Source organism: Streptomyces sp. NPDC041122, assembly GCF_055592445.1.
Genome location: NZ_JBVIYQ010000011.1, coordinates 269,396 through 289,918, shown reverse-complemented (window position 1 = coordinate 289,918; position 20,523 = coordinate 269,396). Strand labels below are relative to the sequence as shown.

Genomic DNA, 20,523 nt, shown 5'->3' with positions numbered 1-20,523 from the left:
ACTACGCCTCCTCTTCCTTCTTGTCCTTGCGGTTGAACTCGACCTGCACACGCGCCTTGTCGATCTCGGAGAAGGCGAGGCGGCGCGAGGTGGCCTTGCGGCCCTTCACGCCGGGCACCTCGAGGTCGAGCCCCTCGTCGTCCACGGTGAGGATGCGGGCGGTCAGCTCGCCGCCCTCGGTCAGCTGGAACTTCACCAGGCGGTCCACGGCGCGCAGGTAGTGACGGCGCTCGGTCAGGGCTCGCTCGGCGCCGGGGGATCCGACCTCCAGGTCGTACTCCCCCTCGCCCATGGCGTCGCTCTCGTCGAGCTGCGCGGAGAGCAGACGGCTCACTTCCGCGATCTGGTCCAGGTCCACGCCGTCGTCGGAGTCGATGACGACTCTCAGCACTCGCTTGCGTCCGACCGAGGCCACTTCGATCTCTTCGAGATCCAGGTCCTGGGAGCTGACGAGCGGTTCCAGTAGTTGCCGCAGCCTCTCGCTCTGGGTGGTGCTCATCCGGGTGACTCCTCGGCCGCGTGTGCTGTTGTGGGTGCGTTGCAAGTCTGCGTGTCAGGTCAAAGGGTATCCGGTCCGAAGGGGTGTTGCCGCCCACCGGCGGGAGTCGGGCGCCGCTCCGGACCCGAGCCGCTCGCGGGCGACGGGGCGGTCCGAAGGTACGGTGATCACCGGGTCCGTGCCCACCGATCTCCCTTTCCGTTCTTTTCCGTTCGTTTCCACCACTTTCTCGCTCGCGCCTTTTGGCCTTCCTTCCGAGGACGTCTGCCGTGCCGTCGTATCTCACCGCCCCGCGGTCCCGCCCGGGCCCGCGCCGAAGGAGTCTGCTCACCGGGGCCGCCGGCGTCGCGTCGGCCGCGCTGCTCGCGGGCTGCACGGACTCCGCCGAATCCGCCGACGAGCGCCCGTCCGCCGTGCGACGGGTGCGCGCGAGGGCGGCGAGCGAGAGCCGGGAGCTGCTGCGGCACTACGACGCCGTCATCGCCGCGCACCCCTCGCTCGCCGGCCGGCTCGGGCCGCTGCGCGCCGAGGTGAAGCGGCACACGGAGGCCTTCGCCGACCACCCCGGCGACACCGCCACGGCCACCGCCTCCGGGTCGGCGTCCCCGTCCGCCTCCGCGCCCACGCCCGAGCCCGCCGTGTCCCAGGACCCCCACAAGGCGGTGCGCGCCCTCGCCGACGCCGAGCGCGAGCTGGCCGACCGCCGCGGCGACGCCCTCCTGGACGCCCCCGCCGAGCAGGGCAGGCTGCTCGCCTCGGTGGCCGCCGCGGGCGCGGCCCACGCGTATCTGCTGAACGAGACGGAGGGTGACAAGTGAGCGACGCCGACGCCTCGAAGGACGCGGAGCTGAAGGCCCTGCAGGCCGCACTCGGCGCCGAGCACGCCGCCGTCTACGGCTACGGCGTCGTCGGCGGCCGCATCGGTGACAAACGCAGGGACGAGGCGCGCACGGCGTACGACGCGCACCGCGCCCGGCGCGACGAGCTGCAGCGCGCGGTGCGCGACCTCGGCGGCGAGCCGCAGTCCGCGGACGCGGCGTACTCGCTGCCGTTCCCGGTGCCGGACTCCGCGGCGGCCGTACGGCTCGCCACGGAGCTGGAGGACCGGGTCGCGGGCGTCTACTCCGATCTCGTACGGGCCGCCTCGGGCGCCCGGCGGGGCAACGCGGCGCGGGCGCTGCGGGAGGCCGCGGTGCGGGCGGCGCGCTGGCGGGGCGGGAGCGTAGCCTTCCCTGGGCTCGCCGAGCGGTCGGCACCGTCGTCCGCGCCGGCCACGCCCAAGGCGTAACGCTCAAGGAAGGGAACGACTCGCGCATGGCTCTCGAACCGCCGCAGCGCCTCGTCACAGCACTCGGCGAGACGGTGCAGGACGGCGACGACTGGCTGGAGAGGCTGCCCGAGGCAGCCGAACGGGCCGTCGCTCTACGCGAGTTGACCGTCGAGCGGGTGCACGTGCCCGGTGGCCGCAGCAGCCTCGTCCTGATGGTGCGGCAGGCCGACGGCACATCCGCCGTGCTGAAGCTGGTGCCGCCCCGGTCCCGGCCGGAGAGCGAGCGGGCCGCGCTCGCCCACTGGAACGGGCTCGGCGTCGCGCGGCTGCTCGACCCCGAGTGCGCGGACGGGGCGCTACTCCTGGAGCGGCTGCACCGCGACGTATCGGTGCGCTCGCTGCCGGAGGCCAAGGCGCTGCTCGAGGCGGCGGGGACATTGCGGCGGCTGTGGGTCGCGCCGCCCGCCGGGCACCGCTTCGAGACGGTGGCCGAGCGCACCGGGCGGCAGGCCGAGGCCATGCGGGCCTTCGCCGGCGCGGAGCCGGAGGTCGCCCCGCTGGTCGACGCCGCGCTCACCGCGCGGGACGAGCTGCTCGTCGCGGCCGTGGAGCCGAAGCTGCTGCACGGCACGTTCCGGCAGAGCAAGGTGCTGGCCGGGGACCGGCTGCCGTGGCTGGCCGTGGGGCCCGACCCGGTGGTCGGCGACTGCGCCTTCGACCTGGCGCGGCTGGTGCGTGACCGGGTCGAGGACCTGATCGCGTCGCCGTCGGGCGCCTCGATCACCCGGCGGCGCGTGAAGAAGCTGGCCGAGTCCCTGGAGGTCGACCAGGAGCGGCTGCGCGGCTGGACCCTGTTCCGGGCCGTCGAGTCGGGCGTACGGGCCCTGCGGGTCGGGCGCCCCCAGGACGCGGAGCTGCTGCTGGAGTTCGCGGGCTGGCTGTAGCGGTACGGGAGAGGGCGCACCCCGCGATGCGGGGTGCGCCCTCGTCGTCTGTCCGGTCAGGCGGTGAGGCGCGCGACGGCCTCGTCGACCGTGAGCTCCTCGCGCTCGCCGGTGCGGCGGTCCTTCAGCTCCACTACGCCCTCGGCGGAGCGGCGGCCCGCGACCAGGATCTGCGGGACGCCGATCAGCTCGGCGTCGGTGAACTTCACGCCCGGGGAGACTCCGGCCCGGTCGTCGACCAGGACGCGCACGCCCGCGGCGCCCAGCTTCTCGGCGACGTCCAGGGCCAGCTCGGTCTGCAGGGCCTTGCCGGCGGCGACCACGTGGACGTCGGCGGGGGCGATCTCCTTGGGCCAGCACAGGCCCTTGTCGTCGGCGGTCTGCTCGGCGAGCGCCGCCACCGCGCGGGAGACGCCGATGCCGTACGAGCCCATGGTCACGCGGACCGGCTTGCCCTCCTTGCCGAGGACGTCGAGCTGGAAGGTGTCGGCGTACTTGCGGCCGAGCTGGAAGATGTGGCCGATCTCGATGGCACGGTCCAGCTTGAGGCCGGCGCCGCAGTTCGGGCACGGGTCGCCCGCTTCGACCACGACGACGTCGAGGTAGTCGTCGACCTCGAAGTCGCGGCCGCAGACCACGTTCTTGGCGTGCTTGTCCCGCTGGTTGGCGCCGGTGATCCAGGCGGTGCCGGGGGCGACGCGCGGGTCGGCGATGTAGCGGACCTTCGCCAGGCCCTGCGGGCCCACGTAGCCGCGGACCAGGTCGTCGCGGCCCTCGAAGTCCTCGGCGGTGACGAGCTCGACCTCGGCGGGGGCCAGGTGCTCGCCGAGCTTGCCGAGGTCGACCTCGCGGTCGCCGGGCACGCCGACGGCCACGATCTCGCCGTCCACCTTGACCAGGAGGTTCTTCAGGGTCGCGGAGGCCGGGACGCCGAGGTGCTCGGCGAGGGTCTCGATGGTCGGGGTGTCGGGGGTGTCCAGCTCCTCGACGGGGCCGTGCGCCGAGCCGTCGGCGGGCGCGAGCGCGAAGGTCACGGCCTCGGTGTTGGCGGCGTAGTCGCAGGACGGGCAGTCCACGAAGGTGTCCTCGCCGGCCGGGGCGGGGGCCAGGAACTCCTCGGAGGCGGAGCCGCCCATGGCGCCGGAGACGGCGGACACGATGCGGTAGTCGAGGCCGAGGCGTTCGAAGATCTTCTGGTACGCGGCGCGGTGCAGGGCGTACGCCTCGGCGAGGCCCTCGTCCGTGGTGTCGAAGGAGTACGAGTCCTTCATCTGGAACTCGCGGCCACGCAGCACGCCGGCGCGGGGGCGGGCCTCGTCGCGGTACTTCGTCTGGATCTGGTAGAGGATCACCGGCAGGTCCTTGTAGGACGAGCACTGGTCCTTGACGACCTGGGTGAAGATCTCCTCGTGGGTGGGGCCGAGGAGGTAGTCGGCGCCCTTGCGGTCCTTGAGGCGGAAGAGCAGGTCGCCGTACTCCTCGTAGCGGCCGGATGCCTCGTAGGGCTCCTTGGGCAGCAGGGCCGGCAGGAGGACCTCCTGGCCGCCGATGGCGTCCATCTCCTCGCGGACGACGCGGGCGATGTTCTCGTAGACCTTCTTGCCGAGCGGCAGCCAGGTCCAGATGCCCGCGGCGGTGCGGCGGACGTAGCCGGCCCGGACGAGCAGCTTGTGGTTGAGCGTCTCGGCGTCCGCCGGGTCGTCGCGCAGTGTCTTGACCATCAAACGGGACATGCGCTGGACCTGGGCCATGATTGTTTACTCCTGCTGCGTGAGGGTGATGCCCAGGAGGTTAGCCGGGGCCCCGGCGCGGGCGGAAATCGGTTGTCGCTCAGACCCGTCGCGGCAGCGGCAGCGGGGCGCCCATCACGGCGTACGGCTTGGCGGCGCTCGGGAAGAGCACGCGGCGGGCCAGGTCCGTGTAGCCGAGGGAGCGGTAGAGGCCGCGGGCGGGGCTCTCGACGTCGATGGCGGAGAGGATCGAGCGGGGTTCGGGGACGCCCTCGGTGATGGTGGTGATCAGCGCGCGGCCGATGCCCCGGTTCTGGTAGCCGGGGTGCACGTGCAGCTCGGTGATGACGAAGGAGTCGTCCAGCCAGTCGTCCAGGTCCCGGCCGCGCAGGTACGGCTCGACGACCGTGGACCACCAGTGGTGGCGGTCGTTGGGCATGCCGTAGACGAAGCCGACGAGACGGTTCTCGGCGGTGGTCGCGCCGAACGCGCGGGCCTGCGGATAGGTGACGTGGCGCAGGACGATCTGGCGCCGCACGGCCACTTCCTCGTCGCTGAGCCCGAAGGCGTGGGCCTGGACGCGCAGCGCGTCGTCCACGCGTGCGGCGAGGTCGAGGGGCCCGATCACGACGTCGTCTGTCATGAGAGCGACCCTACTTCGCGCGGGTCGCGATCAGAACAGGACGCCCATGTCGGATGAAGCAAGACGCTCCCCTCAGAACAGGACACTCATGAACGCCCCGACCTCCTGGAACCCCACCCTGCGGTAGGCCGCCCTGGCCGCGGTGTTGAAGTCGTTGACGTACAGGCTGGCGACCGGGGCGATGTCGGCGAGGGCGTAGCGCAGGACGGCGGCCATGCCGGGGGCGGCGAGGCCGCGGCCCCGGTACTCGGGGGCCACCCAGACACCCTGGATCTGGCAGGCCTGCGCGGTGGCCGCGCCGATCTCCGCCTTGAAGACGACCTTGCCGTCCCGGTCGATACGGGCGAAGGAGCGGCCGGAGCCGACGAGTTCGGCGACCCGGGCCTGATAGAGCAGCCCCCCGTCGCCGGCCAGCGGCGATACGCCCACCTCCTCGGTGAACATCGCCACGCAAGCCGGCATGATCGTCTCCATCTCGTCCTTGCGGACGCGACGGACGTACGGGTCGGGGGTGATGTCGTCCGGGAGCCGGTCGGTGACCATCAGGGGCTGCTGGGCGCGGACCTCGCGGGCGGGGCCCCAGGACGGTTCGAGCAGCCGCCACAGCTGGGCGGTGGCGGCCGCGGGCCCGACGATGGACGAGCAGCGGCGCCCGGCCCTGCGGGCACGGTCGGCGAAGCCGCGGATGGCTCGCGGAGTCGCGCAGATGGGGACGAGGTTGGCGCCCGCGTAGCAGAGGGAGGCGAGCATGCCGTCCTCGTACCAGCCCCACATCTCGCCGCCGAGGCGCCAGGGGTCGAGGCCCGCCACCTGGACACGGGCGGTCACGAAGGCGTTCGCGACCGGCTCGCGGTCGAGCACGGCGATCGCGGCGTCGAGGTCACTCGGTTCGAGGACCCGGGTGGTGGTCTGAGTCAACACGTGCGGGGGCCTCACCATACGGTCTGCTGATCTCCGCACTGTACCTGGCGGGGGCGCCTTGTGCGGGGGCGCCTTTTGCCGGTTGCCTCCACCCCGACGCGGGCGGCTCGCCCCGGGCCGGGGGCGGAGGTCTTTCGCCGCTGCGCGGCGGGGGCTGGCCCTGGGCCGCATCCCGGTGGGCGGGCGCCTTTCGCCGCTGCGCGGCCGGGGCTGCCTTCCGGCGGGGCGAGCGCTTGATCGCTGCGCGGCTGGGGCTTGCCCTCAGCTGCCTCTTCGTGGGGGCGGGCGCTTTTTCGCCGCTGCGCGGCGGGGTCTGCCCACCCGCCCACCCGTCTGCCCGGCGACGTCGCGTCGCTGGGTTGGGCGGGCGGGTGGGGAAACCGCCGCGGAGCGGCGGGCCGCGCGGGGGCGGTGCCGGACGACGGGGTGGTGTACCGGGCAACACACGCACCCCGTACCCCGTACCCCGCCGCCCCGAGCCCCCGTACCCCTCCCAGGCCCGCATACCCCCTGCCCCCGCCCCCCCACACACACAAAGCGCCCCGCGCCGCCGGTAACAGGCGGCGCGGGGCGAGGGAAGAGAGAGCGCGGGCGTCAGCCTGCGACGGAGATCGTCGGCTCGCCGGAGGCCACGCCGTCCTTCTCCATCTGCTCCGCGATCTTCATCGCCTCATCGATGAGCGTCTCCACGATCTTCGACTCGGGAACCGTCTTGATGACCTCGCCCTTGACGAAGATCTGGCCCTTGCCGTTGCCGGAGGCGACGCCGAGGTCGGCCTCGCGGGCCTCGCCCGGACCGTTCACGACGCAGCCCATGACGGCGACGCGCAGCGGGACCTCCATGCCGTCCAGGCCCGCGGTGACCTCTTCGGCGAGCTTGTAGACGTCGACCTGGGCGCGCCCGCAGGACGGGCAGGAGACGATCTCCAGGCGGCGCTGGCGGAGGTTGAGCGACTCCAGGATCTGGATGCCGACCTTGATCTCCTCGGCCGGCGGGGCCGAGAGGGAGACCCGGATGGTGTCGCCGATGCCCTCGGAGAGCAGCGCGCCGAACGCGACCGCCGACTTGATCGTGCCCTGGAAGGCGGGGCCCGCCTCGGTCACGCCGAGGTGCAGCGGGTAGTCGCAGGCCGCGGCGAGCTGGCGGTAGGCGTTGACCATGACGACCGGGTCGTTGTGCTTGACCGAGATCTTGATGTCGCGGAAGTCGTGCTCCTCGAAGAGGGACGCCTCCCACAGGGCCGACTCGACGAGCGCCTCGGGGGTCGCCTTGCCGTACTTCTTCAGGAGGCGCGCGTCGAGCGAGCCGGCGTTGACGCCGATGCGGATCGGCGTGCCCGCGTCCTTGGCGGCGCGCGCGATCTCCTTGACCTTGTCGTCGAACTGCTTGATGTTGCCGGGGTTCACCCGGACCGCCGCGCAGCCCGCGTCGATCGCCGCGAAGACGTACTTCGGCTGGAAGTGGATGTCGGCGATCACCGGGATCTGCGACTTCTTGGCGATGACCGGCAGCGCGTCGGCGTCGTCCTGCGTGGGGCAGGCGACGCGGACGATCTGACAGCCGGAGGCCGTCAGCTCCGCGATCTGCTGCAGCGTCGCCCCGATGTCGGACGTACGCGTCGTCGTCATCGACTGCACCGAGACCGGTGCGTCCCCGCCGACGGCCACCGTGCCGACCTGGATCTTGCGGCTGACCCTTCGGTCGGCGAGCTTGGTCGGAACGGACGGGATTCCGAGCGATACGGCTGTCATCTGGCGAGCATCCCCAAGAGTGTGGATCACAGAGGCGTGAGTCGAGGTCCCGAGATCGGCGGGCTCCAGGCTTCGAGATTACGGCACCCGGTCATGGCCGAACACATCCCGTCCCAAAGTCCACTCAATGGTGGGCGGCCCGTCACATAGTGTTTCGGGCCGCCGCAAACCTCTCGTAAGAGGACGCTTGCGCAGAAGCGTCCGGTTCCCTCAGGAGAGTCTCACCGGGTTCACCACGTCCGCGATGAGCACCAGGATCGTGAAGCAGATGAAGATGCCCGCGACCACGTACGCGACCGGCATCAGCTTGGCGACGTCGAACGGGCCCGGGTCGGGGCGGCGCAGCACCTTCGCGGCGTTGCGGCGCACGGACTCCCACAGGGCGCCCGCGATGTGGCCGCCGTCGAGCGGGAGCAGCGGCAGCATGTTGAACAGGAACAGGGAGAGGTTGAAGCCCGCGATGAGGAACAGCATCATCGCGATCTGGTTCTCCGGCGGGATGTCCAGCGTGAACACGTCACCGCCGACGCGGGCCGCTCCGACCACGCCCATCGGGGAGTCCTGCTTGCGCTCGCCGTCGCCGAACGCCGCGTTCCACAGGTCGGGGATCTTGGAGGGCAGGGCGACGATCGACTCGACGCCGTTCTCCATCATGTCGCCCATGCGGTCCACGGACTCGCCGAAGGACTGCTGGACGATGCCGGTGGCGGGCGTGAAGCCGAGGAACCCGGCGTACACGTACTTGCCCTCCACGTAGGCGCCGTCGCCATCCGTCTTGGTGACCTGGTTCTTGATCAGGTTCGCGTGCAGGTCGACCCGCTTGCCGTCGCGCTCGACCGTGAGGGTGGCCGGGCCGATGGTCTCGCGGATCTTCGTCTGGAGCGTGGACCAGTCGTCGACGGGCTTGCCCTGGAAGGCGACGATCTTGTCGGCCGGCTTCAGGCCCGCGGCCTTGGCGGGCGCGGCCTTGTCTCCCTTCTCACACTTGGTGCGGTTCTCGCTCTGCTGGATGACGCAGTCGGAGACCTTGCCGACCTGGGTGGTCTGGCTGCTGATGCCGAACGTCATCATCACGCCGAGGAAGATCGCGACGGCGAGGACGAGGTTCATGAAGGGGCCCGCGAACATCACGATCACGCGCTTCCACGGCTTGCGCGTGTAGAAGAGGCGGCTCTCGTCGCCGGGCTGGAGCTCCTCGAACGCCGCCGAGCGGGCGTCCTCGATCATGCCGCGCCAGGGCGACGTCGACCGTGCCTCTATGCGGCCGTCCGCGCCCGGCGGGAACATGCCGATCATGCGGATGTAGCCGCCGAGGGGGATGGCCTTGACGCCGTACTCGGTGTCGCCCTTCTTGCGCGAGAAGAGGGTCGGGCCGAAGCCGACCATGTACTGCGGCACCCGGATGCCGAACATCTTGGCGGTCGACAGGTGGCCCAGCTCGTGCCAGGCGATCGAGAAGAGCAGCCCGATCACGAAGACGACTATCCCGAGGATCATCATCAAGGTCGTCATGCACGAGCCTCCGCGGTCGTCTTGCCTGCCAGTTCACGCGCCCGGGCACGCGCCCAGGTCTCCGCTTCGAGGACGTCCGCGACGGTCAGGGAGGTTCCCGACCCGGCGGAGACCGGGGTGCCGTGTTCCTCCACGGTCCTCGTCACGGTCTCCATGATGCCGTTGAACGGCAGCGCGCCCTTCAGGAAGGCGTCCACGCACTCCTCGTTGGCGGCATTGAACACCGCCGGGGCCGTGCCCGCGAGCTCGCCGACGTGCCGGGCGAGGCCGACCGACGGGAACGCGTCGTTGTCGAGGGGGAAGAACTCCCAGCTCGACGCCTTCGTCCAGTCGAAGGCCGGGGCCGCGTCGGGGACCCTTTCGGGCCAGCCGATGCCGATGGCGATCGGGCCGCGCATGTCGGGCGGGGTCGCCTGCGCGAGGGTCGAGCCGTCGGTGAACTCGACCATGGAGTGCACGTACGACTGGGGGTGGACGACGACCTCGATGCGGTCGAAGGGGATGTCGTAGAGGAGGTGCGCCTCGATGACCTCCAGGCCCTTGTTGACCAGGGTCGCGGAGTTCACCGTGATGACCGGGCCCATCGCCCAGGTGGGGTGCGCCAGCGCGTCCTCGGGGGTGACGTGCGCGAGGTCGGCCTTGGTCCGTCCCCGGAAGGGGCCGCCGGACGCGGTGACGACGAGCCTGCGCACGTCCGCGCGGGTGCCGGCGGCCAGCGCCTGAAAGAGGGCCGCGTGCTCGGAGTCGACCGGGATGATCTGGCCGGGCTTCGCGAGGGCCTTCACCAGCGGGCCGCCGACGATCAGCGACTCCTTGTTGGCGAGCGCGAGAGTGCGGCCCGCCTCCAGGGCGGCGAGGGTGGGCGCGAGGCCGATGGAGCCGGTGATGCCGTTCAGGACCGTGTGGCACTCGGACGCGGCGAGCGTGGTCGCGGCGTCGGGTCCGGCCAGGATTTCGGGCAGCGGCTCCCCCGCGCCGTACTCCGCGCGCAGCGCCTCGCGCAGCGCCGGTACGACGTCCTCGCGGGCGACCGCGACGGTGCTGACCCGCAGCTGTCGTGCCTGCTCGGCGAGGAGGCCGACGCGGCCGCCCGCGGCGGAGAGCGCGGTGACGCGGAAGCGGTCGGGGTTGCGCCGGACGAGGTCGATGGCCTGGGTGCCGATCGATCCCGTGGAGCCGAGGATCACGATGTCCCGCGGTCCCTCTCCGTCCCCGAGGGTCACGGGGTCGAAGACGAGATGCGGGTCGGCGAGGGGGGATGGGCTGTCGCTCATCCCCCCATTGTGGCCGCAACACGCCTCCGCTCCGACAGGGCGTGCCCGGTTGGGGGCGCGCGGGGCGCTCGCGGAGGTCGTTCGTCCACACGGCGCGTACGTCGGAGACCCCCGCGAAAGCCCTGCCGGGGCACGGCGTGCCCCCCGGCGGGTGGCCGGTGCCGACCGGGGTCGCGGGCCGCTCACCCCTCCTTGATCACCCTGCGCACATCCGGGCGCGGCTTCTTCGGGAGCCTGGTGTCCGCGATCCACGGGCCCTCGCCGGACGGGTCGACGACGCCCTCCTCCAGCCAGGTGTACGTGCCCGAGAGGACGCCCTTGACCACGGTGCGGTCCAGTTCGTCGGTGTTGGTCCACAGGCGGTCGAAGAGCGCGTCGATCCGGATGCGGGACTGGCGGCAGAAGACGTCGGCCAGTTGGTAGGCCTCGCGGCCGTGGGCCTCGGTGGTGCGCAGGAGTTCGGCCCGTACGCACGCCGCGCTCATCGCGAAGAGTTCGGCGCCGATGTCGACGACGCGGCCGAGGAAGCCCTGCTTGGTCTCCATCTTCCCCTGCCAGCGGGACATGGCGTAGAAGGTGGAGCGGGCCAGCTTGCGGGCGCCGCGCTCGACGTAGCGCAGATGGCCGGAGAGGTCCGGGTGGCCGTCGGGGTGGAACTCGGCGTACGAGCGCGGGAGTTGGCCGGGGCCGGTGACCAGTTTGGGCAGCCAGCGGGCGTAGAAGCCGCCGGCCCGGGCGCCCGCCTTGGCCTTGTCGGACAGCGTCTTGTCCGGGTCGATGAGGTCGCCCGCGACCTTCAGGTGGGCGTCCACGGCCTCGCGGGCGATGAGCAGGTGCATGATCTCGGTGGAGCCCTCGAAGATGCGGTTGATGCGCAGGTCGCGCAGGATCTGTTCGGCGGGGACGGCGCGTTCGCCGCGGGCCGCGAGGGACTCCGCGGTCTCGAAGCCGCGTCCGCCGCGGATCTGGACGAGCTCGTCGGCCATCAGGCAGGCCATCTCGGAGCCGTACAGCTTGGCGAGGGCGGCCTCGATGCGGATGTCGTTGCGGTCCTCGTCGGCCATCTGGGAGGAGAGGTCGAGGACGGCCTCCAGGGCGAAGGTGGTCGCCGCGATGAAGGAGATCTTCTGGCCGACGGCCTCGTGGTACGCGACGGGCTTGCCCCACTGTTCGCGGGCGCCGGACCATTCGCGGGCGATCTTCAGGCACCACTTGCCGGCGCCGACGCACATCGCGGGCAGCGAGAGGCGCCCGGTGTTGAGGGTGGTGAGGGCGATCTTCAGGCCCGCGCCCTCCGGGCCGATGCGGTTCGCGGCCGGGACGCGGACCCGGTGGAAGCGGGTCACGCCGTTCTCCAGGCCGCGCAGGCCCATGAAGGCGTTGCGGTTCTCCACGGTGATGCCCTCGGAGGACGCCTCGACCACGAAGGCGGTGATGCCGCCCTTGTGCCCCTCGGACTTCGGGACGCGGGCCATGACGACGAGCAGGTCCGCGACGACGCCGTTGGTGGTCCACAGCTTCACGCCGTCCAGGACGTAGTGGTCGTCGCCGTCCGGGACGGCCGCCATGGCCATGCGGGCCGGGTCGGAGCCGACGTCCGGCTCGGTGAGCAGGAACGCGGTGATGTCGGTGCGGGCGCACCGGGGCAGGAAGGCGTCCTTCTGCTCCTGGGTGCCGAAGATCTTCAGGGGCTGCGGCACGCCGATGGACTGGTGCGCGGAGAGCAGTGCGCCGATGGCGGGGCTCGCGGAGCCGACGAGGGCGAGGGCCTTGTTGTAGTAGACCTGCGTGAGCCCGAGCCCGCCGTACTTCGTGTCGATCTTCATGCCGAGCGCGCCGAGCTCCTTGAGCCCGTTGATCACCTCGTCGGGGATCTTCGCCTCGCGCTCGATGCGGGCCGCGTCGATCTTCGTCTCGCAGAAGTCGCGCAGCTTGGCGAGGAACTCCTCACCGCGCTGCGCGTCCTCGTCGGGCGGCATCGGGTGCGGGTGGATCAGGTCGAGCCGGAATCGGCCGAGGAAGAGTTCCTTGGCGAAGCTGGGCTTGCGCCAGTCCTGCTCACGGGCGGCCTCGGCGACCTGCCGGGCCTCGCGTTCGCTCACGGACGGTTGGGAGGTTGGTGCGGTCATGAGGAGCTCACCTCGCCGCGAAGTGGGGCCGCCGGGGCGCCTGCCCCGACCGTGCCCGGTCGGTTACTGACTGGTGCTACTGGATCGTTGGTACCCGATCCGCCCCGACCTCACCAGTCCTCGCGCAGCGTTCGGCGCAGAGGGCTCCCCGATCGGTGGGACGGGTCCCCGCGCACGAGAACGACCGGAGCCCCCGCACAGTGGGCTCCGGCCGTTGGTCTTCGGGGTGTTTACAGGGCGAGGCCCGTCAGGACCATCACGCGCTCGTAGGTGTAGTCGTCCATCGCGAAGCGGACGCCCTCGCGGCCCACTCCGGACTGCTTCACGCCGCCGTACGGCATCTGGTCGGCGCGGTAGGAGGGGGCGTCGCCGATGACCACGCCGCCGACCTCCAGGGCGCGGTGGGCGCGGAAGGCGGTCTGCAGGTCGTGGGTGAAGACGCCCGCCTGGAGGCCGTACTTGGAGTCGTTCACCGCGTCGAACGCCTCGGTCTCGCCCTCGACCTTCTTCAGGGTGAGGACCGGGCCGAAGACCTCCTCGCAGGAGATCGTGACGTCGGCCGGGACGTCGGCGAGGACGGTCGGCGCGTACGACGCGCCGACCCGCTCACCGCCGACGAGCAGGTTCGCGCCCGCCTTGACGGCCTCGTCGACCCAGGACTCCACACGCTTGGCGGCGTCCTCGCTGACCAGCGGGCCCACCTCGGTGGCCGGGTCGGACGGGTCGCCGGTGACCTGGGCCTCGACGGCCTTGACCACGCGCGGCACCAGCCGGTCGTACACCGCGGCGTCCGCGATGACCCGCTGCACGGAGATGCAGGACTGGCCGCCCTGGTAGTTGGAGAACGTCGCGATGCGCGAGGCCGCCCAGTCGAGGTCCTCGTCGGAGGCGTAGTCGGCGAGGACCACGGCCGCGCCGTTGCCGCCGAGCTCCAGCGTGCAGTGCTTGCGCGGCACCGAGTCCATGATCGCGTAACCGACCTTCTCGGAGCCGGTGAAGGAGATGACCGGCATCCGCTCGTCCTGGACGAGGGCGGGCATCTTGTCGTTGGCGACCGGCAGGATGCTCCACGCGCCGGCGGGCAGCTCGGTCTCGGCCAGCAGCTCGCCGATGATCAGGCCCGAGAGCGGGGTGGCCGGCGCCGGCTTCAGGATGATCGGCGCGCCGACGGCGATCGCCGGGGCGATCTTGTGCGCGCAGAGGTTCAGCGGGAAGTTGAACGGCGCGATGCCGAGGACGACGCCCTTGGGGAAGCGGCGGGTGAGGGCGAGACGGCCCTGGCCGCCCGCGTCGGTGTCCAGGCGCTGGGCCTCGCCGCCGTTGAAGCGGCGGGCCTCCTCCGCGGCGAACCGGAAGACGGAGACCGCGCGGCCGACCTCACCGCGGGCCCACTTGATCGGCTTGCCGTTCTCGGCGGAGATCAGCTGGGCGATCTCCTCGGTGCGCTCGACAAGCCGGTCGGAGACGTGGGCGAGGGCGGCGGCGCGGACGTGGGCCGGGGTCGCGGCGAACTCCTCGCGCACGGCGTACGCGGCGGCGACGGCCTCCTCGACCTGGGCGTCGGTCGGGACGGCGGCCTTGGCGACGAGCCGTCCGTCCCAGGGCGAGGTGACGTCGAGGGTGGTCTCGCCGGTGGTCTGGCGACCGGCGAGCCAGAAGGCGTGGATGGAAGTCATGTGGATTCCCGGCCCTTCCGCGGAGGTGTGTCTGGGGGTACGTCCCTCACCGTAGAGGCAGCCGGAGTCGCTGGCGTTTGTCCGACGCGGAGTACTGGCCGGGGGCCTCGCACCGGTTTGTACTTGTCCCGCGCCTGGGCGCTGGGGGCCTCGTGGGTCTGTCCCCCGGCCGCGGGCCCCGGGGGCTGAGCGCGCAGTTCCCCGCGCCCCTGACAGGGCTCCGATCCAGGCCCGCCGGGCAGACCCCGGCACCGGCGTGCACCCGGCCCGCGCCCCGCGCGGTCGGCGGGGTTCGGTCAGTCCGACCCCATCGACGTCGCCTTCAGCGAGAGCCACAGCTCCATGCGGACGTCCGGGTCGTCGAGGGAGCGGCCGAGGATCTCCTCGACCCGGCGCATGCGGTACCGCAGCGTGTGCCGGTGCACACCGAGGTCCGCCGCCGCCGCGTCCCACTGCCCGTGCCGCGAGAGCCACGCCCGCAGCGAGGCGACGAGGTCGCCGCGGCCGGTCGCGTCGTGCTCGTGCAGCGCCCGCAGCAGCCCGTCCGCGAAGGCCCGCACCGCGTCGTCCGCGAGCAGCGGCAGCACCGATCCCGCGGCCAGCTCCTCGTGCTCGACCAGCGCACGGCCGCGCCGCCGCGCGACGGACAGCGCCTGTTCGGCCTGTTTGTACGCGGTGGCCGCGGCGATCGGCCCGGCCGGCGCGGAGAGCCCCATCACCAGCTCGGCCTCCTCGCCGGAGGCGGCGGGCTCGCGCCCCGCGGCGCCGCGCCCCGCCTCCAGGGCCGCCGCGTACTCCGCGCAGGCCCGCACGCCCGAGCCGCCGTCCACCACGAGCAGCACCAGCCGTTGGCCGTACGGCACGACGAGCAGTGCCTCGCCGGAGCGCGCGGCCGCCGCCTCGACGACGTCGACGAGCGCGGCCAGCGGGTCGCCGCCGGCCGAGGCGTCGGCCACCGCGGCACGCACCGCCGCGGACGCGCTGCCGGGTCCGGCCTCCGCGGCGGCCCCCTCCCCCGACGCCGACGCGGCCTCGGCGCCCACCCGCACCCGCGCCGCCGAGGCCGACGCGACCTCCGCCACGATGAGCCGGAAGGGGGCGTCCAGGAGCCGGCCGTACAGATCCCCGGCGACGGTCCGCGCGTGGTCGGGTTCGCCCGCGAGCAGCATCCGCAGCACGGCCGCGCCGATCCGCTGCTCGGCGGCGTGCAGCGAGCGGGAGCGTTCCGTGGTGAGGGTGAGCAGGGCGATGGCGGAGTGCACCGCGTACCGCTCGGCGGTGCCGAGGGTCGAGGCCGTGCCGACGGCGAGCGCGGCGCGCGGTCTGCGTCCGGTGCCGAGCGAGTGCAGCTCCACGCGGTCCTCGGCGCCCGCGACGACGGAACTGGCGGGCGCCGGGCGCTCCCTGAGCCGTTCGACGTCGGCGGTGAGCCGGGCGGCCCGCCGGGTGGACCAGTCGGGGGCCGAGGCGACGACGGCGCCGGACGCGTCGTACAGCGCGGCCCACCCGTCGACCTGCCCGGCGAGGGCGAGCAGCAGCCCCTCGGGGCCCGCGCTCAGCGCCTGCTTGGTCAGTTCGCGCTGGGCGGCGAAGCCGGCCGTCACGGCGCGGTACTGCTCGGCGGCGATGGCGGCGGAGACGGCCTTGCTGATGGCGAGGAAGGGGGTGCGCCGGGGCACCTCGATGAGCGGCAGCTCCGCGTCGGTGGCCGCGTCGAGGAGGGCCTTGGGGATGTCCGGGTAGTGCACGCCGACGGCGAAGCCGAGCCCGACGACGCCGGCGCCCGCGAGCCGTTTCACGTAGCGCCGCATGGCCTCCGGATCCTCCGCGTCCAGCTTCAGCGCGGTGATCAGGAGCAGTTCGCCGCCCTCCATGTAGGGCACGGGGTCGGCGAGCTCACTGGCGTGCGCCCAGCGGACCGGGGCGTCCAGATGTCCCTCACCCGCGCGCACGGTCAGCTTGAGCGCGGAGTGGTGGACGAGCGAGGCGAGCGTGGGCGGCATGGGACCTTCAGGTCTGCGGCGGGCGGGGCGGGCGGGCGGTCCGGCCCCCGGGGGTGCGGGCGCCGGGGCGTGGTTCTTCGCGGTGTGGATCTTTTGGCCGGTCCGTATGAACGACCTGTGTCGATTCTGCCTCACCGTACGGTGCGCTCGGGACCGAACACCACGTACGTGACGATCCGGATGCCCGTCCGCCGCCGGACCCGCCGGGTCACCCCCGCCCCGCCGCCTCAGGCCCGCAGGTCCACGAGGAGCGGGGGCGCGTACTCCCCTCGTACGTCGGTCAGCGAGAGCACCGCGTGCCCCGGCGGCACCCCGTGCGCCAGCTCGGAGGCGGACCACCGCTCGCGCTCGACCTGGCGGACGGTGACGGCGCGGGCGGTCGGGGCGTTGCCGGTGATGACGCGGCGCAGGACGTGCACGGTCTTGCCCAGCGGGGTCTCGGCGATGATCTGCCGGTCGGTGACGTCGCGCGCCTCGGTCCACTCCTTGCCCCACACCTCCGCGAAGTCCTGCCCGTCCCACGGGGTGAGGCCGGACAGCGCCATGCGGCAGCCGATCGCGCCGAGCAGCGGAGTGCGCAGCGGGCGCGGTACGTCGTCGAGCGTACGCAGGGTCATGACGACGCCCGCGTTGGCGGACCGCAGGCGCTGGATGCGGCGTACGGCCTCGGGGGTGATGGTGCCGGACGCGTCGTCCAGGACGAGGCAGGCGAAGAGCGAGCGGTCCTCGCGCGCCGCGGCACTCGCCGTGAACTGGGCGAGGACGAGCCTGGCCAGGATCCGTGAGGCGTCCGCGTGGCCCCGTTCGGGCAGGTCGATGCGGACGCGCACGGGGTGGTCCAGGGCGCGCAGCGAGAACGGCGTGGTCTGGCCCGAGGTGTCGAAGAACGGGGCGAAGGCGGGGCGGTCGAGCAGCGCGATGCGGTCGGCGAGGACCGCGCCGGGGTCGCCGGGGTGACCCAACTGGCGTTCGCGGGCGTCGAGTTCGCGGATCATGCCGTCCTGCCCGGCCTGTTGCAGCGCCTTGCGCAGCGCGTCCAGGGGGGCGGGCGAGCCGTCGAGCAGGGCGCGCAGTTCCGGTACGGAGGGGAAGCGTCGGTGCACGGCCCGGTAGGGGCCGAGGAGCTGGGCGAGGCAGGTCGTGGAGCGGCGGCTGTCGCCGCTCGGGTGCGGGTCGACGAGGTCGCCCACGAGTGCCTCGGCGAGCACGGCGGCGGCCTCGTCCGGGTCGCTCGTGCCGCCGTACAGGTCGAGGTCGTACAGCGAGTCGGGCTGGCCGACCCGCACCACGACGTCGTAGTCCTCGGCGGGCCCGAGACCCGCGCCCGCCGCGCCCACGACCACCACGGCGGCCCGTCCCGCGAGGGCCCCCAGACAGAGCGACTCGGCGAGCGGCCAGACCACCCGGGCGGTCTTCCCGGAGCCACCGGGCCCGACGGCGAGCAGCGAGGTGCCGAGCAGGTCGGGTCCGAGCGCGAGCCCGGTGGACCGGTAGGCGTAGGGGTTACGGGGGTCGTCGACCGTCGTCCCGATCCGCACCTGCGCCGTGGCGAGGTCATGCCGCGCGGCGCGCTGCGGCAGGTCCCGGTCGCCCGAGGGGTGCATGCAGGCGCCGGCCCCGTCCCGGACGACCGCGTCGCTGAAGACGGCGAGCGGGCTGCGGCCGGCGCGCACGGAGCGCCAGGCGCGGGCGATCCGGGCGTGGTCCACGTCCCGCATCAGCCCGGCCCCGGCGTCGGCGGCGAGCCGGTCGGCGGCGGCCTCGGCACCCGCGGCCCGCAGCTGGGGCCAGCGGGCGGGGTCCTCCTCGGGGGCGGGCGGCGGCGGGGGCGCGTCGGGGCGCCGCAGCCGGGGGGCGACGAAGCGGCGCCACACCTCGGACCAGCGGCCGAGCCGGCCGACGCCGATCATGATGGCGACCACGATGACGGTGTAGTAGCCGTACCAGACGACGGCGTTGCCGATCCGGTCGCTCGTGTAGATCCAGGCGTCGGGCAGGAACAGTTCGAGCGGCAGCACCCACCAGCCGCCCAGGTAGCCGTTCCAGAGCAGGGACCACAGGAGCCAGCCGACGAGGAAGGCGATCAGCGCGCCGCTGAGCAGCTGCCGGGTCGGGATGACCTCGGGCTCCTGCTCGGGGCGTGGCCGGTGCGCGAACCGCCAGACGCCGGGCGGCGCGGCGGGCCGGGGCGCCCGCAGCCAGGCGAGGAAGGCGGCCCCGTCGGGCAGCGGCGCCGCCCCCGGGGCCTGCGCGGGCCGGGGCGGCAGCCCTGGTGACGGGGGACCGCCCCGCGGCGCCGCGGACCCGGGCGGAGGCGCCGCCGGGCGCGGCACCGGTGTGGCGTGAGTGCCGCGAGCGTCGTGCGTGCCGTCGGAGTCCATGCCCCTTGCCCCCTGACCAGCCGATCTGTCGTTTCGCGGGTCAATCTAGTGCCCCAGCAGGGGGAGTTCACCGTATACGCGCCCGGGCCTGCGGCGATCCGCGCCTGCGACGCCACCGACCGGACCCGGTGCCTGCCGCGGGTGCCTGCCCCCGGGTGTCCGCCTCGCGCGCCCGCGGAGCCGAACCGCTCGCTATGTCCACCACGGACAACCGCCGCGTCCGACGACTCCCCGATGGAGCATGCCCGCTCCCCGGCGCCGCCCCTAACCTGCGAAGAAAGCAGTGAAGCGTCCGTATCGCCGCCCCACCCCCCAGGAGCCCCCATGACCGCCCTTCCGCAGGAGCGCCGCGTCGTCACCGCCATCCCCGGCCCGAAGTCGCAGGAGCTGCAGGCCCGCCGTACCGCCGTGGTCGCCGGCGGCGTGGGCTCCGTGCTGCCCGTCTTCGCCGCGCGCGCGGGCGGCGGGATCATCGAGGACGTCGACGGCAACCGTCTGATCGACTTCGGCTCCGGCATCGCCGTGACCTCCGTCGGCGCCTCCGCCGAGGCCGTGGTGCGCCGGGCGTCCGCGCAGCTGGAGGAGTTCACCCACACCTGTTTCATGGTCACGCCGTACGAGGGCTACGTCGCCGTCGCCGAGGCGCTCGCGGAGCTCACGCCGGGTGACCACGAGAAGAAGTCCGCGCTGTTCAACTCCGGCGCCGAGGCCGTCGAGAACGCCGTCAAGATCGCCCGCGCGCACACCAAGCGCCAGGCCGTCGTCGTCTTCGACCACGGTTACCACGGCCGCACCAACCTGACGATGGCGCTGACCGCCAAGAACATGCCGTACAAGAACGGCTTCGGCCCGTTCGCCCCCGAGGTCTACCGCGTGCCGGTCGCCTACGGCTACCGCTGGCCGACCGGCGCCGAGAACGCCGGCCCCGAGGCCGCCAAGCAGGCCATCGACATGATCAACAAGCAGGTCGGCGCGGAGAACGTCGCCGCGATCATCATCGAGCCCGTGCTCGGCGAGGGCGGCTTCATCGAGCCGGCCAAGGGCTTCCTGCCGGACATCGTGAAGTTCGCGAACGACAACGGCATCGTCTTCGTCGCCGACGAGATCCAGTCCGGCTTCTGCCGCACCGGCCAGTGGTTCGCCTGTGAGGACGAGGGCATCGTCCCGGACCTGATCACCACCGCCAAGGGCATCGCGGGCGGTCTGCCGCTCGCCGCCGTCACCGGCCGCGCCGAGATCATGGACGCCGCGCACGCGGGCGGCCTCGGCGGCACCTACGGCGGCAACCCGGTGGCCTGCGCCGGCGCGCTCGGCGCCATCGAGACCATGAAGGAGCTCGACCTCAACGCCAAGGCGAAGCACATCGAGGCGACCATGAAGGCCCGCCTCTCCGCTATGGCCGAGAAGTTCGACGTCATCGGCGACATCCGCGGCCGCGGCGCCATGATCGCCATCGAGCTGGTCAAGGACCGCGCGACCAAGGAGCCCAACCCGGAGGCCACCGCCGCCCTGGCCAAGGCCTGCCACGCGGAGGGCCTGCTCGTGCTGACCTGCGGCACGTACGGCAACGTCCTGCGCTTCCTGCCCCCGCTGGTCATCGGCGACGACCTGCTGAACGAGGGCCTCGACATCATCGAGGGCGCCTTCGCGGGCGTCTGACGCCCGTGGCCGACCCGGCACCCGAGGCCCGTACGGATTCCGTACGGGCCTCCGTCGTGCGGTCACCGTGGCCCCGGTACCCGGTGTGAGCTGCGCGGATGCCGCCCGGTGGGGCGATCGGGGCCACGCG

At 72.9% G+C, this 20,523-nt stretch carries 15 protein-coding genes; 4 read left to right on the top strand and 11 right to left on the bottom strand.

The window, feature by feature from the left end:
* Position 1 precedes the first annotated feature (1 nt).
* Complete coding sequence (gene rimP / locus ACZ6B8_RS34345; protein ID WP_471086708.1) at positions 2–499, bottom strand: ribosome maturation factor RimP; 498 nt, start codon at positions 497–499, stop codon at positions 2–4.
* A 269-nt stretch (positions 500–768) separates the two neighbouring features.
* On the opposite strand from rimP, the gene ACZ6B8_RS34340 reads away from it, so the two are divergent.
* From ACZ6B8_RS34340 to ACZ6B8_RS34330, 3 genes are read left to right on the top strand one after another with little or no spacing between them, the layout of a single operon-like run.
* Positions 769–1,317: a hypothetical protein gene (locus ACZ6B8_RS34340; RefSeq protein WP_471609698.1), complete on the top strand. Its 549-nt coding sequence runs from the start codon at positions 769–771 to the stop codon at positions 1,315–1,317.
* The gene (locus ACZ6B8_RS34335; protein ID WP_471086702.1) at positions 1,314–1,787 is read left to right on the top strand and encodes a ferritin-like domain-containing protein; all 474 of its coding nucleotides are present in this window, start codon (positions 1,314–1,316) and stop codon (positions 1,785–1,787) included. The genes ACZ6B8_RS34340 and ACZ6B8_RS34335 overlap by 4 nt, the downstream gene beginning before the upstream one ends.
* Positions 1,788–1,813: 26 nt before the next feature.
* Positions 1,814–2,713, top strand: a complete 900-nt coding sequence (locus tag ACZ6B8_RS34330; protein ID WP_471609697.1) for an aminoglycoside phosphotransferase family protein — start codon at positions 1,814–1,816, stop codon at positions 2,711–2,713.
* A gap of 56 nt (positions 2,714–2,769) precedes the next feature.
* On the opposite strand, the gene ACZ6B8_RS34325 is transcribed toward ACZ6B8_RS34330, so the two are convergent.
* From ACZ6B8_RS34325 to ACZ6B8_RS34280, 10 genes are all read right to left on the bottom strand, one after another.
* Positions 2,770–4,464: a proline--tRNA ligase gene (locus tag ACZ6B8_RS34325; protein ID WP_471086696.1), complete on the bottom strand. Its 1,695-nt coding sequence runs from the start codon at positions 4,462–4,464 to the stop codon at positions 2,770–2,772.
* Positions 4,465–4,543: 79 nt separating this feature from the next.
* Positions 4,544–5,086 (bottom strand): GNAT family N-acetyltransferase, encoded by a 543-nt coding sequence (locus ACZ6B8_RS34320; protein ID WP_471086693.1) that lies wholly within the window; start codon positions 5,084–5,086, stop codon positions 4,544–4,546.
* A 72-nt stretch (positions 5,087–5,158) separates the two neighbouring features.
* The gene (locus ACZ6B8_RS34315) at positions 5,159–6,007 is read right to left on the bottom strand and encodes a GNAT family N-acetyltransferase (RefSeq protein WP_471609696.1); all 849 of its coding nucleotides are present in this window, start codon (positions 6,005–6,007) and stop codon (positions 5,159–5,161) included.
* A 594-nt stretch (positions 6,008–6,601) separates the two neighbouring features.
* Positions 6,602–7,759 carry a flavodoxin-dependent (E)-4-hydroxy-3-methylbut-2-enyl-diphosphate synthase gene (ispG, locus tag ACZ6B8_RS34310; protein WP_471086687.1) on the bottom strand — a complete coding sequence of 386 codons (1,158 nt, stop codon included), beginning with the start codon at positions 7,757–7,759 and terminating at the stop codon, positions 6,602–6,604.
* A gap of 210 nt (positions 7,760–7,969) precedes the next feature.
* Positions 7,970–9,271, bottom strand: coding sequence for a M50 family metallopeptidase (locus tag ACZ6B8_RS34305; protein WP_471086684.1), 1,302 nt, complete (start codon positions 9,269–9,271; stop codon positions 7,970–7,972).
* The gene (dxr, locus tag ACZ6B8_RS34300; RefSeq protein WP_471086681.1) at positions 9,268–10,545 is read right to left on the bottom strand and encodes a 1-deoxy-D-xylulose-5-phosphate reductoisomerase; all 1,278 of its coding nucleotides are present in this window, start codon (positions 10,543–10,545) and stop codon (positions 9,268–9,270) included. Before dxr ends, ACZ6B8_RS34305 begins: the two co-directional genes overlap by 4 nt.
* 182 nt (positions 10,546–10,727) lie before the next feature.
* Positions 10,728–12,674, bottom strand: coding sequence for an acyl-CoA dehydrogenase family protein (locus ACZ6B8_RS34295; protein ID WP_471609695.1), 1,947 nt, complete (start codon positions 12,672–12,674; stop codon positions 10,728–10,730).
* Positions 12,675–12,904: 230 nt separating this feature from the next.
* Complete coding sequence (locus ACZ6B8_RS34290) at positions 12,905–14,350, bottom strand: aldehyde dehydrogenase family protein (protein ID WP_471609694.1); 1,446 nt, start codon at positions 14,348–14,350, stop codon at positions 12,905–12,907.
* Between the two features lie 296 nt (positions 14,351–14,646).
* A complete protein-coding gene (locus ACZ6B8_RS34285; RefSeq protein WP_471086672.1) occupies positions 14,647–16,353 on the bottom strand; it encodes a PucR family transcriptional regulator ligand-binding domain-containing protein in 1,707 nt (568 codons plus the stop codon).
* Between the two features lie 227 nt (positions 16,354–16,580).
* Complete coding sequence (locus tag ACZ6B8_RS34280) at positions 16,581–18,734, bottom strand: ATP-binding protein (protein ID WP_471086669.1); 2,154 nt, start codon at positions 18,732–18,734, stop codon at positions 16,581–16,583.
* A 324-nt stretch (positions 18,735–19,058) separates the two neighbouring features.
* Here ACZ6B8_RS34280 and gabT point away from each other — a divergent pair, with 324 nt between their 5' ends.
* Positions 19,059–20,393: a 4-aminobutyrate--2-oxoglutarate transaminase gene (gene gabT / locus ACZ6B8_RS34275; RefSeq protein ID WP_471609693.1), complete on the top strand. Its 1,335-nt coding sequence runs from the start codon at positions 19,059–19,061 to the stop codon at positions 20,391–20,393.
* The last annotated feature ends 130 nt before the right edge of the window (positions 20,394–20,523 follow it).